Origin of the sequence: Treponema sp. OMZ 857 (genome assembly GCF_024181085.1) — a bacterium.
Classification (GTDB): Bacteria; Spirochaetota; Spirochaetia; order Treponematales; family Treponemataceae; genus Treponema.
In genome coordinates this window covers 942418-959765 of the sequence record NZ_CP051147.1, presented here as the reverse complement: position 1 = coordinate 959765, position 17348 = coordinate 942418, and the positions used below count along the sequence as shown (strand labels likewise).

18 protein-coding genes are annotated in these 17348 nt (G+C 45.4%); all 18 read right to left on the bottom strand.

The features are described 5' to 3' along the window. Positions 1–14: 14 nt before the first annotated feature. Positions 15–1385: an MATE family efflux transporter gene (locus tag E4N66_RS04510; RefSeq protein WP_253729115.1), complete on the bottom strand. Its 1371-nt coding sequence runs from the start codon at positions 1383–1385 to the stop codon at positions 15–17. A 16-nt stretch (positions 1386–1401) separates the two neighbouring features. Continuing rightward, positions 1402–2562 (bottom strand): glycosyltransferase family 2 protein, encoded by a 1161-nt coding sequence (locus E4N66_RS04505; protein WP_253729114.1) that lies wholly within the window; start codon positions 2560–2562, stop codon positions 1402–1404. A gap of 97 nt (positions 2563–2659) precedes the next feature. Then, complete coding sequence (locus E4N66_RS04500; protein WP_044015715.1) at positions 2660–3559, bottom strand: MinD/ParA family protein; 900 nt, start codon at positions 3557–3559, stop codon at positions 2660–2662. A gap of 50 nt (positions 3560–3609) precedes the next feature. Beyond that, complete coding sequence (gene flhF / locus E4N66_RS04495; protein ID WP_253729113.1) at positions 3610–4956, bottom strand: flagellar biosynthesis GTPase FlhF; 1347 nt, start codon at positions 4954–4956, stop codon at positions 3610–3612. Next, entirely contained in the window at positions 4956–7058 is a 2103-nt protein-coding gene (gene flhA, locus E4N66_RS04490) for a flagellar biosynthesis protein FlhA (protein ID WP_253729112.1), read from the bottom strand. The genes flhF and flhA overlap by 1 nt, the downstream gene beginning before the upstream one ends. A 2-nt stretch (positions 7059–7060) precedes the next feature. Continuing rightward, positions 7061–8212, bottom strand: a complete 1152-nt coding sequence (gene flhB, locus E4N66_RS04485; protein WP_253729111.1) for a flagellar biosynthesis protein FlhB — start codon at positions 8210–8212, stop codon at positions 7061–7063. 1 nt (position 8213) lies between these two features. Beyond that, the gene (gene fliR / locus E4N66_RS04480; RefSeq protein ID WP_253672654.1) at positions 8214–9014 is read right to left on the bottom strand and encodes a flagellar biosynthetic protein FliR; all 801 of its coding nucleotides are present in this window, start codon (positions 9012–9014) and stop codon (positions 8214–8216) included. Positions 9015–9037: 23 nt separating this feature from the next. Then, on the bottom strand, positions 9038–9310 hold the full coding sequence (gene fliQ, locus E4N66_RS04475; RefSeq protein ID WP_044015710.1) for a flagellar biosynthesis protein FliQ: 273 nt from the start codon (positions 9308–9310) through the stop codon (positions 9038–9040). A 68-nt stretch (positions 9311–9378) separates the two neighbouring features. After that, the gene (gene fliP / locus E4N66_RS04470; RefSeq protein ID WP_253729110.1) at positions 9379–10188 is read right to left on the bottom strand and encodes a flagellar type III secretion system pore protein FliP; all 810 of its coding nucleotides are present in this window, start codon (positions 10186–10188) and stop codon (positions 9379–9381) included. Continuing rightward, positions 10185–10886 (bottom strand): FliO/MopB family protein, encoded by a 702-nt coding sequence (locus E4N66_RS04465; RefSeq protein ID WP_253729109.1) that lies wholly within the window; start codon positions 10884–10886, stop codon positions 10185–10187. The genes fliP and E4N66_RS04465 overlap by 4 nt, the downstream gene beginning before the upstream one ends. A gap of 44 nt (positions 10887–10930) precedes the next feature. Continuing rightward, on the bottom strand, positions 10931–12076 hold the full coding sequence (gene fliN / locus E4N66_RS04460; RefSeq protein WP_253729108.1) for a flagellar motor switch protein FliN: 1146 nt from the start codon (positions 12074–12076) through the stop codon (positions 10931–10933). Further along, positions 12069–13103, bottom strand: coding sequence for a flagellar motor switch protein FliM (gene fliM / locus E4N66_RS04455; RefSeq protein ID WP_016523505.1), 1035 nt, complete (start codon positions 13101–13103; stop codon positions 12069–12071). Before fliM ends, fliN begins: the two co-directional genes overlap by 8 nt. A gap of 7 nt (positions 13104–13110) precedes the next feature. After that, complete coding sequence (locus E4N66_RS04450) at positions 13111–13662, bottom strand: flagellar basal body-associated FliL family protein (protein ID WP_044015703.1); 552 nt, start codon at positions 13660–13662, stop codon at positions 13111–13113. A 42-nt stretch (positions 13663–13704) separates the two neighbouring features. Further along, positions 13705–14421 (bottom strand): flagellar motor protein MotB, encoded by a 717-nt coding sequence (gene motB, locus E4N66_RS04445; protein ID WP_253672660.1) that lies wholly within the window; start codon positions 14419–14421, stop codon positions 13705–13707. 3 nt (positions 14422–14424) lie between these two features. Beyond that, the gene (locus E4N66_RS04440) at positions 14425–15204 is read right to left on the bottom strand and encodes a motility protein A (protein ID WP_253672662.1); all 780 of its coding nucleotides are present in this window, start codon (positions 15202–15204) and stop codon (positions 14425–14427) included. Between the two features lie 17 nt (positions 15205–15221). After that, positions 15222–15419: a flagellar FlbD family protein gene (locus tag E4N66_RS04435; RefSeq protein ID WP_253672663.1), complete on the bottom strand. Its 198-nt coding sequence runs from the start codon at positions 15417–15419 to the stop codon at positions 15222–15224. A 23-nt stretch (positions 15420–15442) separates the two neighbouring features. After that, on the bottom strand, positions 15443–16834 hold the full coding sequence (flgE, locus tag E4N66_RS04430; RefSeq protein WP_253729107.1) for a flagellar hook protein FlgE: 1392 nt from the start codon (positions 16832–16834) through the stop codon (positions 15443–15445). Positions 16835–16858: 24 nt separating this feature from the next. Then, positions 16859–17338, bottom strand: a complete 480-nt coding sequence (gene flgD, locus E4N66_RS04425) for a flagellar hook assembly protein FlgD (RefSeq protein ID WP_253672665.1) — start codon at positions 17336–17338, stop codon at positions 16859–16861. Positions 17339–17348 lie beyond the last annotated feature (10 nt).

The window sequence follows — 17348 nt, the reverse complement described above, 5'->3', positions numbered from 1 at the left end:
CAGGGCAAATATGACTAGTCGGTGACAGAGTGAAGCCATTTACCGGATTTGATCCGCCACAGCCCTAGCAGCAGTTTAAGCGGCTCTTCGCTAAAGAGACACATATAAATAACCCACGGCGGAAGCACTGAATGAATCGATACGAAAGATGCAAGCGGAATCGCAATCAGCCACATAATAAAGGTGTCGCAAATCATACCGAAACGGGTATCGCCGCCCGCGCGCACCAGACCTATCAATATACACATATTGCAGGCTTTAAGGGGATAACAGCACGCCAACACGACAAACAGTGTTTTAACCGTTGACAACACAATCGGTTCCACATTAAAGATAAAAGGAACAAGATAGGAAATAGGAATCAGCGCGGCGCCGATAAAGATCGCAACAATCGGAATAAACAACAGAACTTTAGCAGCATATTGCCGCGCTTCGCTGTCATGCTTTTCGCCTATTTTCTTTCCGATTAAAACGCTCACACCATTCCCAAAGCCGATAAAGATAACCCATGTCAACTGAGAAATAGTATTAGTAATATTAAAGGCTGCATAAGAGAACGTATTAATACTTGCAAAAATTTTATGATGGAATGTGATGCCGAAAGACCACAGCGTTTCGTTTAACAGTACCGGCAATACGATTAAGAGGTACACTTTTAAGAATTTAGCATCAAAGGTAAAGTGACTTTTTAACGTTCCTAAAACAGGATATTTCCGATACTTTGTTATGGTAAACGTAATAAAGAGCTCGACAAAGCGGGCAATCACGGTTGCGATAGCCGCACCGCGGACACCCAATGCCGGAGCGCCGAATAACCCGAAAATTAAAATGGCATTCAGCGTCGTATTGACAACCAAAGACACGAGCGTAGCACCGACTGCAACTCTCACCTTTTCGATAGAACGCAGGGTAATCATCAGCATAAAATTTATCGCAAATGGGATAAAGCACAACGCCGACAGCCGTAGATAGTGCACACCGGTTTCTATTACGGCATTGTCCTTTGTATACAGTGACAGTATTTCTTTCGGCATACTTACACAGCAAACCGTAAACAAAACAGCGAAGAATACGGACACCAGCATAGAAATACCGAGCGTTTTATGTAAGCCCTTAAAATCTTTCTTGCCCCAGAACTGCGCCGTAAATACCATGCTGCCGGAACCGATACCGTATAAAATCAGGTTGAGCAAAAAGAAAAGTTGGTTCCCCAAACCGACAGCCGCAAGCTCGGTAGTACCGAGCTTACCGATCATCACCGTATCGAGAATATTGACAAAGGCACTGAGGAAATTTTGCAGCATAATCGGAAGAGCGATTGTGAATAGCGTTCGTAAAAAATTTTTATCAAAAAATACCGCCCTAAACCGTGCCGTCATCGTCATATACGCATTATCTCCATCAATAAACTATTCGCCCCTTCCATTCATAACCTTGTTTCTTTACAGAATGAACCCATGAAAGGAGTGCAGTATATAGCAGATTAGTAAACAGTAACGGGTATATACATATAAATTTTTTATCGATGTCTTGCGTTCTAAATATGACCGCCCATGTTCCGCCTACTAAAATCAGATTAATCCATAGCGCTACAAGCGTAAATGAAACAGTCTGCGTGCCAATGAGTGTATATGCCGTTAATCCAACCGCTAAAAAAGGAGGCAAAGTTAAAAAAATAAAAATACCGAGTACGGCAAACACAAGGAGAATATGGTTTTTATCTATAAAATCAAAAATATTCTTGCTTATTCCTTTCACAGCACTTTGCCATGATGTATACATCCGGCATAATGCGGCATCTCTAAGATTTAAAAAAACGGTCTTATACCCGTGACGCCTCATCGTTCGAGCCATAAATACATCTTCCGTTGTCTTCCCCTTAACCAAACTGAACCCACCACACTCCATAAACGCATCACTTTTCACACAAATATATTGTCCAATAGCTACTGCAAAAACCGATAATTTACTCCATTTACACATCTGTAATGGCAAAATAAAACCGCTAAGCAAATACATCAACGGGACTGTTATTTTTTCTCCAAACGTTTTCATTTTTTGTGTAATATACCCGGATAAAAAATCAACCTTATGATAAATAATATTGGTAACTGCAAGTGAGATGGAACGAGGAGAATGAATAGTATCAGCATCAGTAAACAGCCAGTATTTTCCCTTTGCTTGTTTGCAAAGCTGATCCATCGCAAATGGCTTACCTCGCCAATCCGGCGGCAGCGGCACGCCTTGAAAAACTTTCAGCTTATCGGGATATAACGCTTGGAGGCTGTTTAATATTTCACCTGTTTTATCAGTAGAATTATCGTTTAATACAAGTACTTCATAATTTGTATAGGTCTGATTCATAAACGATTGTATACATTGCTCGATATGTACTTCTTCATCACGAGCGGGAATAAGTACCGAAACGAGCGGGCCATCGGTTAAATCGGCAGGACGAGATTCCTTTGCCAACCACAAAGCATTACTCACAGAAAGACAAAAAAAGTACACACCAAGTCCGATAATAATCCAATCGAACAAAGCGATTGCAAACGCCATCATATTGCTCTCCTTTTTGTTAATAAAGACAGTCTCAAAAAGACGAAAATTATCAGGAATTTCCCTATATACTCATAAAATTTGTATGCAGTCTGCTATCCTACTCCGTTTCCCAGCTGCGTCCGAATAATTTTTTTACGAAGTGCGCAAAACCGCCGGTTTCGGGAATTTCGGTTTTTTCCATACGGGATACGATATGCTTTAGACAGCTTGCCGCTTTACCGTTGGGTTCTGCAATAATAAAAGGTTTTTGTTTGAGTACGGCTTTTGTTACCAAAGGATCATTATAGATGAAGCCCAAATATTCAATTTTAAGATTTAGGAACTGTGCAGCTATTTTTATCATACGGTCTGCAATCCGCTTGCCTTCGGCTGCAGAATCAACTCTATTGATAATCATTTTGAGGTTGAGGTTCATGTTATCGACTTCCGTTGCAATCACCTTGATAATACCGTAGGCATCGGTAATTGCGGTCGGCTCGGAGGTCGTTATAATAACCACTTCATCGGCAGCAGCCACAAAGCTCAATACATTCTTAGATACACCGGCACTGGTATCAATAATAATGATATCGACATCGGAAAGGGTATACATTTCGTTAATAAATTCATTGCGTTCCGCTTCTGCCATATTTGCAATCTTTGCAAAACCGGAAGCGCCGACAATCAGCTTAATACCGTATTCGGTGTCGATAATAATTTCCGACAATCTCTTTTGCTTTTTAATAACGTGATATAAATTATATTGCGGAATGACATTCAGAATAACATTGACATTGGCAAGCCCGAGATCCGCATCGATAACGATAACTTTCTTTCCCATCTGAGCATACGCAATTCCCATATTGGTAGCAACATTGGTTTTGCCCACGCCCCCCTTGCCGCTGGTCACAGCAATAATCCGAGTCTTTTGCGCCGTATCCTGCCCGCCTCCGGTATTGTCGGCGCCTTTATTTATTTCTTTCATTAAGAGACGTAATCCGTCAGCTTGATCACCCATTTTTTTCTCCACACTTTGAACTTTTATCAAATCGGTTGTGTTTCGAGCTCCTATAAAGCAGAAACTTTGAGCAGTTGCTCTCTATCTTTATTACACAGTTGATTGATATATTCGTCATCGATTGAAAAGCCTTTTAGTTTTCTTAAAAAGACTTCGACATCGGCAAGCATAAAATCCTGCGGAACTTCTTGCCCCGCTGTTATATACGTTATCGGTATATTCGTTTCCGAAATAATACTCAATAAATTGCCGATATATGAGGTTTCATCAAACTTTGTAATGATCAGTGATTTGTATTTAAAAACCGCATACTCTTTCATAATTTCCCGAATGTCGTTTATTCGGGTCCCGGCACATACTGTCAAATATACCTCGGCGTCGTCACCCAGTTCGGTAAAATAATTTTGCATGGTCGAAATCTTTTCTCGGTCTTTCGGACTCCGCCCGATGGTATCGATACAAATAACATCGGCTTCTTCGCGATACAATGCCATATATTTACGTACTTCGGCAGGGCTTGACGCTACCATCAAAGGAATTCCCATCAATTCACAGTAACGCTTCATCTGATACGCTGCCCCAATACGCCAGTTATCAATCGTAATCACTTTAACCCGTAATGGATGCTCGGAATTTTTACGGATATACTGTACGGCAATTTTTGCGAGTGTCGTTGTTTTTCCAACCCCTGTAGGGCCGACCAATAGCACCACCCGTGTTTTAGGTTGACTGTCGGCAGGTTTAATTTTGATCGATTCGGCAAGCAGTTCAAAGAGTTTTTTCTGTACTGTTAAAAAACTTTCGATTTCCGTATAGCTCAACTCATCCTTCAAACGGGCGGACAATTTTTTGATATATGAAGGAGAAAAATCATTTTCTTCGAGAATTTTCTGCACTTTAACGATATGTGCATGTTCAGCATCAGCGTGCGACGCATTCTGTTTTTTCATTTCCGTCACAAGCCGTTCAACCGTTTCGGCAAGTTTCTCTACAGACTTCTCCTCATTCGGTGTAGAAACAGGTACGGACTTTTTCTCGGGATTTTTTTTCGAAGTCATATCGACATATTGGCGCAGCTCATCGGCAGCAGCAGGATTTTTATTTGCATACCGTGTTACGATTTTCAGCCGCTCTTCTTCATCGTTCAGATTGCTCACACCGGACAATCTGGTTGGAGGTCTCATCACCGGTTGTTGTTCTGAAAGCAAGGACGGCCGCGGAGGTATTTTATCGTTTACCGTAAAGGTTACCTCAACCACATCTTTTTCGAAGAGTCCAAAAAGGCGGCTGATTTTAGCGTCTTTCCTTCTCCAGATGGTAACGGCATCACCATGCTTTTTTGTAATTTTTTTCAGACATTTGTCATACGTCGAATCTTGCTCAACAAAAAGTTCCATTAGTTCTTATCCTGTTCCAATTTTATCTCGCCGATCACTTCAACCTGTATATCTTTCGCAATTTCGGGGATGGAGAGTACAACAAGATCAGGAATCTCCCTATCGGTTGAATTTTTAATCAAAACACGGGCGGAAGCTTCGGGCGCCAGTACAATAGGCAGAAAGCCGTTTTTCTGCATCGTTGTAACCGCTTGAATAAGCGAGCGTATCCACATCCGCTGCTCGGACGGTTCAAGCGCCGCCATCGGCCCATTTACCGTATCTATTCTGCTTTCAATAATTTTTTGAGCAAGTGCAGGCTCAACCGTCAGCACATGGAGTGTTTTATTTTCATCGGCGTACTGTAAACATATCTGCCGTCCGAGTGCCTGCCGAACCTTTTCAACAAGAAGGGAAATATCGGATGTAATAGGGCGGAAATCTGCAAGCGTTTCCAAAATAACAATTGTGTTGCGGATAGACACTTGTTCCCGTAACAAACCTTGGAGAACTTTCTGCACCTCGCCGAGACTGCATACTTTTGCCGCTTCGTCGATAACCGCCGGATAGTCTTTACGCAGCGCATCCATAATCCCCTGTACTTCCTGCCGTCCAAGAATTTCAGCTGCGTGTTTTTTAATCACCTCGGTGAGGTGTGTCGCGATAATCGCAGGAGGATCTACCACGGTATAACCGGCTCGCTCGGCTCGGTCGCGGTTTTCCTCGGATATCCACACAGCGGGTAAGCCGAAGGTAGGATCGACAGTACGCTCGCCGGCAATTTCTTCGGAAACGCCGCCGGGGTTTATACCGAGGTACCAACCCATACGGATTTTTCCCCGCGCCACTTCTACGCCCCTAATCTTAAAACAATATTCACTCGGTTCAAGCCGCATATTGTCGATAATACGGATGCGCGGGGCAACCAAACCGAGGTCAAGGGCAGCCTCCCGCCGAATGCGCGTAATACGCTCAAGCAGTTCCGCACCCTTGTCCTTGTCGACAAGCGGAATCAGCGCATAGCCGAGCTCCAGTGACAAAGGATCAAGCGGTACGATGGGAGCAATTTCTCCGGCAGCCCCAGGCTCTCCTCCGCTTCCTGTGCGCTGCTGCCCAGCCTGTTTTTGCGCAGTCTGCTTTTCTTTACCGGCTTTAAATGTCTGTTCTTCTTTGATGATTCTCCAGCCGACAAAAGCCAAAACAAACGCGATAATAAATAACACAACATGAGGAAATCCGGGCAGTACGCCCATAATGGCAAGCGTACCGGCAGCAACAAAGTAAATCCACCCGATTTGGGAAAACTGCTTTTTAATATCCTGCCCGAATGACCCTTCGTCGATCATACGGGTAACCAGCAAGCCGGTTGCTACCGACAAAAAGAGGGAAGGCAGCTGCGCAAGCAAGCCGTCTCCGATAGTCAACGTCGTATAGGTACGCAGTGCGTTGGAAAAAGATTCAGTCCGGAACACCATCCCAATAATCAAACCGGCAATAACGTTGATAACCGTAATAAAAATACCGACTTTTACGTTACCTGACACAAACTGATTCGCACCGTCCATCGCGCCGTAAAAGTCGTCTTCCCGCTGCAGCTGCTCTTTTTTCTTCCGGGCTTCTTCATCGGTAATAATACCCGCATTGTATTCGGCATCGATGGACATACTCTTTGTCGGATGAGAGTCGAGTTTAAAACGGGCGGAAACCTCGGCAACCCGCTTAGCGCCTTTCGTAATAACAAAGGCCTGTACCGCAATAAGGATGATAAAGATGACAAAGCCGATAACAAGACCTTGACTGCCGGTCGAGCCGATAACAAATGAACTGAATGCCCGTATCATCGCTCCGTCAAAGGCTTCTCCCTTTGAAAGAATAAGGCGGGTAGAAGACACGTTCAGCACTAATCCGAAAATAGTGCTAAGCAGCAATAATGAAGGGAAGACCGAAAAGTCGGTAGCACGTGCGGTAAACAATACAATCAACAATACGACAAGGCTGAATGTAAGGTTCAACGCCATAAAAAAATCAAGCAACACGGTAGGAAGCGGGATAATAAACATCAGCACCATGAGGATGACGGTAAATGCAACTGCGATATCGATATTATACTTTTTTGCTGCCATGATTATCTTCTATAAAATTCCTGTTTTTTATTGTTGAGGGTGTACACTTCTGCAAACACTAACGAAAGCGCCCGATAATATTCCTCCGGTATTATATCACCGATTTGAACTTTAGCATAGAGCGCACGGGCAAGCGGCTTGTTTTCTATTAATGGAATATTATGCTCGCGGGCGATTGCCTTTATCTTCTGCGCCATCGCATCGGCACCTTTGGCCAGCACCATCGGCGCCGCCATCGTTTTTGAATCCCACTGCATTGCAATAGCGAAGTGCGTCGGGTTTGTAATAACGACATCGGCCTTTGGCACATTGCGGATTGCATTTTGGGAAAGGATTGCCTGCATTTGCTGCCGGATCCTCCCCTTAACCTGCGGATCTCCTTCCAACTCCTTGTATTCTTCTTTTATTTCCTGCTTTGTCATCTTCAGCGAATCGATAAATTGCTTACGCTGAAAAAAATAGTCGGGGATTGCCAGAATCAACAGCAGTAGAGCAGCGGTTGCGAGTAATTTTGCGGCAAGTCCCGCGATAAAAAAAATCGCCTGGGGAAAACTCACCGTTAGCAATTCGATAAAGTGAGGCAGGTTTGCCCGTATCATCAAAAAGGCAACAAATACCAATACGACAACCTTTGTCAACGACTTTGCAAAATTGAATAAACCTTCCGCAGAAAAAAGTGCCCGCTTAAAAAAACGCATAAAATTGGGAACAATCTTATTAAACTGAGGTTGAATGGGTTTAGTAGAAAATAAAAAACCGTTATTTTGAAGGATATTGGCAATCACACCTGCAATCATTGCAATAAGTGCAAGCGGGAGCGCAAGCTTTAAAAAATATTGCACAAAGATTCCGAACCAAATACCGCTACGGATATCAGCCTGTGTACTCCGCAAAAAAAAGAAGCGGAGGATTTCCATACACTCTTCCAAAAAAAAGGAAGAAAGGAAGATCAGGGCTCCGGCGGGAAAAAGCATTACCAAAGCGGCATTGATATCCTGACTTTTTGCGACACGTCCTTCTTCACGGGCTTTGCGTATCTTATAGTCGGTTGGGTCTTCGGTACGTCCTTCATCCTCTGCTGCAAACCACTGCAAGTCAATAAAAAAGTTCTGTTCGGTATATCCGCTTGCAGTCTCCATCACGAGTTTCCGCATCCTATACACCTCCGGCGACACGGCCCAGAAGCGACTCAAATGCCGCGAATCCGTTTTCCATAATCCGTACAAATAAATTTGCCATAAACGGCAGCGAAACGGTTAAAAGAAAGAAGGTCAGCAAAATGGTTATCGGGAAGCCTTCCGATAAAAGGTTCATCTGCGGCGCGGCCTTTGACAGCAAGCCCATCGAAACATGTACTAAAAAGAGCGTCCCCATCACCGGCAGCGCAATCATCATTGCATTTAAGAAAAGACTGCTAAGATTTGTTATAAGAAATGAAGCAAGCAATTCCCGTTTTTCCAGAAACATAAAACAGTTGATCGACTGAAAGCTGCGAACCATACCGCCTAAAAACAACGTCTGGAATCCCTTAATCTGCAAAAAAAGCAGCACTGCAATAAAATTTAAAAATTGTCCCATCAGCGGATTTTCAATTTGAGCAAGTGCATCATACACTTCCGATGCGCCGAATCCCATTTGATACGAAAAAAATTGACCGGCCGTACTAAACGAGGCAAAGATAATGCTGATAAAAAAGCCGGTCAGCACTCCGAGCAGCGCTTCGCCGACAACAAGCAGCACATAGTCAAGATTAAATCCTTGCACGTCCAGCGGGGAACCATAGGCAACCGGCATCACCAAAAAACCGATTAATCCCGCCAGTGAAATCTTTGCAATGCGCGGCACCGCCCTCGTCGAAAGAAGCGGCGTCGTAGAAATTATCGCGAATATCCGTACGCATACCAAAAAAAAGAGAGGAGCCTTAACAAGTAAAAAAGAGAAGGGGTTAGGTTCCATTAGTCACGCCGCCTACGGGTTAGCTAACCTTGCACCAGCTGAGGAATAATGTCAAAAAGGCGGACGGTATAATCCCGCAATACGCTGATCATCCAGCCGCCCAAAAGCGCAAGCATACCCAAAATAGTCAAAATTTTCGGTACAAAGGTAAGCGTCTGTTCCTGAATGGAGGTGGTCGCCTGAAAAATTGCTACGATTAAACCGACAACTAATGCAGCCAGCAGAATAGGGGCGGCTAATATAAATACCTGAAAAACACCCTCCCGCAAGAGACTGACAATCATCCCGATACTCATTGCTTTCCTCCTTATATTTTATAATCAAAGAAACCCTCTTGTTAGATTTTTAGAGGCGCCGGGCAATCTTACAAGAACGACTGAAAGAGTTGACCGGCCAACAAATTCCAGCCGTCAACCAGTATAAATAAAATCAGCTTAAACGGCATCGAAATTTGTACCGGCGGCAGCATGATCATACCCATCGACATTAGAATACTTGCAACCACCATGTCGATGATGATAAACGGCAAATAAAGGAAGATGCCTATCTGAAAAGCAATGGTTAACTCGTGCAGGATAAATGCAGGGATTAACACATGAGTGGGAACGTCGGCGAGTGTATTGGGTTTTTCCATACGGGCAAGCGACATGCAGAGTCTGATATGAGAGGGATCATGCGCCATCTGTTTATACATAAAGAGACGTAACGGTTTTTCCGCTTCGGTATAAGCGGTTTCGATATTGATTTGCCCGTCTGCCATCGGCTTAAACGATTTATCGTATATTTCCGTTAAAGTCGGCCACATGATAAAAATCGTCAAAAAAAGAGCAATGCCGTTGAGTACCTGCGTCGGCGGTACCTGCTGCAGCGACAGCGCACGCTTAATAAAGTCAAGCGCAATACTGAGCCGCAAGAACGATGTCATCAAAAGGAGAATACTCGGCGCAAGAGTGATCAGTGTTATTAACAGAAGCAGCTGAATGGAAAACGCTACTTCCTGATTATTTTGAGGTTCGCGGATATTCAGGTTGACAAAGGGAATACGCGTTGCCTGACGGGTGGCGTCTATTTCAGTACGTCCGGTCTGCGAGGTACCGGTATTACTCTGCGCAGCCAGTGTCGCAGGAATACAAAACAAGCAGATACACGCAATACATAGTGCAAGTTTTTTCATCGGCCTTCCCTCCCCGTGCCGCCGATTTCCATCTCTCGTGGAGTTCCGTTTTCCTGCACCGCACCTGAATTTTGCAGACGTCCCCGCTGCTTAGCTAAAAACGAGTCGAAGGGATTCGCATCGGCTTCTTTTGGTTTTGCTGCAGGGAAAAAGGTATGCAGCAATGAGTTGAAGCTCTGCTTTGGACCGGGTGTTTGCGCCGCGTGCAGATTCATCGCATCGATGAGCTCTTTATCGGTGATTTCCGCAATCAGCGACAACGAAGCATCCGATGCGCCGATTAAATATGCTTTATCAATAAGAGTCACAATGTGGAGGGTTTTATTAGGCGCAAGCGGTAAATTGGCAACATTCTTTAAGAAAGGATCATCTGCGGCGGTAAATTGCTTTGAACGCCGGATAAAATACAGCACTCCGTAAATAAGCGCACACACAACCGCTAATGATATGATCAACTGAAACAGCATTGAAACAGTTGAAGTTCTTGAAGATCGAGGCACAGGTACATCTTGTACCGGCAATGTCGATTCATCCGTCTGTAAAACAATATTAGTCTCTGCAGGTGATGTCTGAGAGACAGCCGGATTACCGGGTTCTGCTGCTGTTCCGTTATCCGCAAACGCACACACGGCGCTGCAGAGTAAAAGAAAAGAGAATAATATACTTTTATAAAAGCTGCTATACATTTCCCACCCCATGTGCTCTACGGCCGCAGTATGCAAAAGCCGTACTCACAGATCCGCTATGTATCGCTAATACGTTCCGCCGGCGACAAAATTTCGGTAACGCGGACACCGAAATTTTCATCGATAACGACGACTTCCCCTTTTGCAATCGGTTTATGATTAACTAATATATCAACCGGTTCACCGGCAAGCTTATCCAATTCGATAATATGCCCTTCACCCATGCTTAAAATTTCTTTAATCATCTTGCGGGTACGGCCGAGTTCAACGGTCATTTCCATGAACACGTCCATAATCAGCCCGATATTTCCCTGTTCCGATTCAGTTACTCCATTTAACAGGGGAGAAAATTGCACGGATTGTACATTCGGGTTCATACCGGGCATCACCATTCCGCCCTGAGCCTGTACTCCGCCTTGCATTTGCATTCCCATGCCCATCGGTTGCTGACCCATTTGCGGCATTCCATTCATTCCGTTCATCGGCATATTCATTGCCCCCATTGCGCCTCCCTGATCAGGAACAGGCTGTGCGGGAATAGGCTGCACAGGTGTTACCGGCGAAGCGCTCTCCATATTGCTTAATTTATCGGCAAGTTGTTCCGCTGTTTTTTTGGAGATAATCTCCCATAAATTAAAAGTTGTATCATCAATTGTAACCGAATATGTTAAAAGTGCAAAGTCCTGCGAAAGCCGTACCATTGCCTTGGGCACATGATGAGCTTCGGCAGGCATATTGGTAACACCTTTAATATCTTGACCGTCAAACGCGCTGATTTCTTTTCCGACATACTGCGCAATGGTTTCACTGATAACCGAAAGCGCCATATCATCGATTGTAACGCTCTCCTCATTGTTTACAAGCCCTACCAGCTTTTCCGCAAATTCGGGGGCCAACACAAACAAGTGATCGCCCGTCAGTGCACCTTCAAAGTCAATGGTAACGGCAACCGCCATATCCGGCACTTTCTGCAAAAAGGCTTCACGACCGCTCAGCTCGATCACAGGATTGGACACGGAGACGGTTTTACCCGTCATCGAATCCAGATTTGCAGAGAGCGCGGGAACATTCCCGTCAAAAAACTTCTGTAATGCTTCTTGACGTGCCGGCGTAAACGCTCCATCCGCAGGCGCACTGCCGGAACCGCCCATACCCGACAACAACGCATCTATTTCGTTCTGAGAAATGGAACCATCACTCATATAATTCCTCCTGATCAGCACTTAGCTCTTCAAATTCATCTTGATTGATATCCTCAATCTTTTCCAATATCTGTACGGCTACTTTATTTCCCACAACGCCGGGCTGACACCAGAACTTCTTTCTGCTGCCAACGCTCAGCGTAAACGGATGCCCTACCCTGGTGTCGGTAAGACGAACCACATCGCCTGCACGCAGATTGAGCACATCACGTACCGGCAGTTTTAACGAACCTACTTCGGCGACGACATCCATATCTACCGTAGACAGCTTTTCCTTCAGTACACCCATATACTGAGTTGTCGAACTTCTGCGCACGGACGAGAACCAGAACTGGCTGGACAGCTTTGAAATAATCGGCTCTATCGTGATGTAGGGAATACAGAAGTTCATCATTCCTTCTTCTTCGCCAACCTTGGTTTCAAGCGTAACCAAAACGACCATTTCGGAAGGCGGTACGATCTGCGCGAACTGCGGATTGGTTTCAATCTGACCCAAGCGGGGGCGCAAGTCGATAACCTGCGTCCATGCTTCACGCATATTCGCCAAGATACGCACGATAACTCCTTCCATAACGGAGGCTTCGATGTCGGTTAATTCCCGCTGTACCATCGTCCCCTGCCCCGTACCGCCGAAAAGACGGTCTATTATAGAGAAGGTAACGGAAGGGTCTATTTCTAAAACGGCATTACCCTTGAGCGGATCCATGTTAATTACAGCCAGCGTAGTCGGCGTAGGGATTGAACGGATAAACTCTTCGTATGTCAGCTGATCGACAGAGGCAACGTGTACGTGCGCCATACTCCGCAGCTGAGCAGAAAGAGCGGTGGTAGTCAAACGCGCAAAGGTTTCGTGCATAATTGAAACGGTACGCATCTGCTCCTTAGAGAATTTATCCGGCCGCTTAAAATCGTAAATTTTGATTTTACGAGTATCATTAACCGGTCTAAACTCTTCCGCTTCGGTATCCCCTGAGCTGATTGCAGTGAGAAGCTGGTCTATTTCGTCCTGCGATAATACTTCAGTCATACAATCCCTATTGTTCTATAATATCATATTGGGTAAAAGCAACTGCTTTTATCTTCGACTTTGATAGTATATTGTCATTGATTTGATTACGGATTTCGATTTTAATCTTCTCTTCCTGCTTCAGTTCCGCAATCGTTTTACTCTGGAAATAACCACGAAGAAAATCCTTCAACTCAACCAACCGTGCTGTCAGTTCCTGCGAAGTTGTCTTATCGTTTTGCGGATATCCCAGCTCGACGTTAACCACAACGGTACCCGGCACGACATCTTTGGTAAATGTCTTTACAGCACCGATTGCAGAATAATATTGCAGCATTTCGCGTGAGTCGCGATATTCCTCAGCAATGGGATATTCGGACTGAGATTGCCCTCGCTTTGACATCAGATTAACCGTAATAACGACAACCGTTACAATAAAAATCAAAGCAGCGAGCGTGATGGCAATGTATTTCAGAAGCGTCGGAATAAGCCCCGCTTTTTTAGCCTTTACCGGATTATCGACACCGATGTTTTCATCCATTCCGTGTTCATCAGTCAAATTTGTATGCTCGTCAGCCATTGTGGTTACTCCTCTCTCTTCAAGTAAATCTTTAGGGAAGCACTAAAAATGTGCATCATCCAAAATGATAATATCAACCCGTCTATTATATGCACGCTCTTCTGCAGTCTCGTTGGAATAGATGGGACGAGTATCTGCATAGCCGGCAATGGAAAACTTATCTTCCTGCACACCGAAGTCAGTCAAATTGTGCAATACGCTGATTGCACGGGCGGCCGACAGTTCCCAGTTGCTTGTCCACTTTCCCGCAAGCGCATCGCTTGAATCCGTGTGTCCTTCGATGCGGAAACGGCGAGCCGCTAATTCTTTATCGGATAAAAACTGCGCAATTTTCAATAATGTTTCGCGGCTTTCTTCGATATTCAGCTCTGCACTGTTCCGGGCAAAAAAGGACTCAGCTATAAGTGAAATAACAATACCGCGTTCATCGCTCGTAACAGCAATCTTAGTCGTCTTTATTTCGGGCGTAAAAATCGAAACAGCCTTTTTTAAGGCGGTTCCAAGCATCTTCCCTTTTTCCATAGACGGCATTGAACTGATGGTATTGCCGAGGTCGGCAAGTTTGCCCGCCGATAACGAGATGGAACCGCCGGTAGGGTCGCCGCTGATAGATGCCGATAACGCCTGTAACCGAGTTATATCTACTTCGCTCGGTTCATAGAGCATAACAAAGAAACAGAGCATCAGCGTAACCATATCACCGTACGTTGTGAGCCATCCGCTGCCGGGAGCGCTCGCGCCTTTCTTTTTCCGTGCCATGAACTAATCCCTTACAAGCTCGGATTCCAAAACCTTTCGGTCTTTAGGATCAAGATACGTCAGCAAACGCTGCGCAAGGATACGCGGGTGATCGCCCGATTGAATACCAAGGATACCCTCGATAATCATTTCCTTTGACCGTACCTCCAGATTATTCTGATAAGCAAGCTTTGACGCTATCGGAATAAGCATCCAGTTTGCCATCATAGAACCGTAGAACGTCGTAACCAATGCAACAGCCATGTTTGGACCTAATGAACTCTTATCTTCGATGTTCAGCAACATACCGATAAGACCGATAACCGTTCCCAACATTCCAAAGCCCGGTGCGAGGGTTGCCCATGCGTTTACCAACGAAATCCATTTGTTATGCCGCTCTTCCATCTGTGTTAATTCGTTTTCCATCGACACACGGATAGCAGCCCCGTCGATACCGTCGATAACATTGCGTAATCCGGTACGGAGAAAATCATCTTCAAAATCTTGAATTTCTTCTTCCAGAGCTAAAAGACCGGTACGGCGGCTTTTTTCTGACAAGGCGACGAGTTTTTGTACCATTTCTTTCTCTTTATAGTCGGCAACTTTGAACACCCTGCCCATAACCTTGAAAATACCAATAACGTAAGAAAGCGGATAGGTTAAGAACAAACACATATACGAACCGCCGATCGTGATGAACATCGAAGGAACGTCGATAAGTCCGCCCAACGAGCTTCCCATGAAAGCTCCGAACAGAACGATAGCAATACCGCCGAATATACCTATAAATGATGCTATATCCATAACTTAAGACAGCTCCCTTACATTTCGTTTTTAAAGATACCGATACATTTGCGGTACGCGACAATAGCATCGATCAGCGCATCGGGCGTTTCTTTTATCACAAAGCTTTTACCCGACAGCATGTGCAGCGTTACATCGGGATTACAGTCTATCGTTTCAATCTGATGGGGATTTATCCAATACTGTGTACCGTTAAGCCGCGTAACCTTTACCATAATGTATCCTTTATATTACCTTATTACCGCTTCAAATTCAATACGGTTTCAAGCATTGTATCGGACGTTTGAATGGTTTTTGCCCCTGCTTGGAACCCGCGCTGTGTAATAATCATGTCGGTAAACTGATCGGTTAAATCGACATTACTCATTTCGAGGGTACCGGCAATCAGTTTACCCTTTCCCATAACACCCGATGTGGTGATATTCGCAATACCGGAGTTATTCGACTGAATATAGGTATTTTCACCTGCTTTTTCCAAGCCGCCCTGGTTTGCAAAGCCTGCCATTGCAAGCTGACCGATCTCGTTGCTTACGCCGTTGGAATACACACCGGTGATAATACCGCTCTGGTCGATCTTAAAGTTTTCAAGATAGCCCATTGCGTATCCGTCCTGTTCGTAAGCCTTGGTGGTGCTGCGTTCGGCAAATTGGGTAATCGTATTGCGGGAAGTACCGATCTCGCCTAAGTTAATATCGAAGGTGTGGCGGACAGGAGCACCATCTTCACCGGCTGTTGCACCGGGAACGTTATAGGAAACCTGCACAAGTACTTGTCCTGCTGCGGCGGAGGCATTTCCTGCCGTATCGGTAACCGAAGCAAGGTGTCCGTAGTTGTCGAAGGTAACGGTAAACGTGTTGCCGGTGCCTTCGATAGTACCGACGCCCGTGCGCGTTGCCGTTGCTTCTGCGTTTTCAGGGTCAACATTGACCGTCGCGAGCCACTGGTTCTGTGTGCCCGGGACGCGCGAAAAGCTTAAATTAAGTTCATGGGTTTCGCCGAAAGTATCGTATACTTTGAACTCGGTTGTCCATGTCGATTCCAGCACTTGCGCGCGGTTCGCATTTTCGGGAAGTTCCGGAAGCCGCTTGTCGAGGTTACAAGCATAGTTCACCGATGTGGTTGCACGGGCGTCGATCTTCTGCCCGATCGGAATGATGAGGTCTTCCGTCTGTGCGGAGGTGTTGATAAGGCGGGTGCCGTCTACTTCCTGTGCCATCCAGCCCTGAACACGCATACCGTTTGCAGGGTTCACCATCGTGCCGTCTTTATCGACACCGAAGGCACCGGCGCGAGTATAAAAGCTCTTTTCACCCGACTTGAGTACGAAGAAACCGTTTCCCTGCACCGCGATATCGGTATTGATGCCGGTTGACTGCAAAGCGCCCTGCGTATGCACGGTGTCGATGCTGGCAACCATAACACCGAGGCCGACTTCTTTCGGGTTCACGCCGCCGACTTCTTCGTTCGGACGGGAAGCGCCGCTCAACTGCTGAGAAATCAAATCCTGAAAATTAACCCGTCCGCGCTTAAAGCCTGTGGTATTCACGTTTGCAATATTGTTACCGATAACATCCATTCTCGTTTGGTGATTCTGCATTCCGGAAACGCCGGAAAATAATGACCGCATCATATCTGTAATCTCCTCTATTATATCTTAGTTATTTGCATAGACGGTCTGTACATCCGACCATGCATACCATTTGCCGTTAACCTGTACCTGCGGGTTTTCTCCGCGGGTCGCAGCCGTAATGGTTCCCGAAACGGTACCGCTGCTCTGTTGGATATCAACCTGCTTACCGACCACATTAACCGCCGAAGAATCTCCGATCAGCCTGTTCAAGATTCCGAAGCTCTGGTTCATATTCGTCAGTTGCTCAAGCGACGTAAACTGTGCCATCTGAGCGACAAACTGAGTATCTTCCATCGGGCTGGTAGGATCCTGATGAGTCAGCTGTGCTACGAGCAACTGGAGAAAATCGTCCTTTCCCAGCTCCTGCTTAGGCTTTCTCCCTTCCGGAAAATTCTGTTTATTGATTGTGTCTACTTCCATGTTGAGCCGGGCTTTTTCTTCCGGACTCATGTCAAAAGAAGGCATCGGAATTCCGTTTCCCTGCGCTACCATACCGATATTCATATCTCTTTAT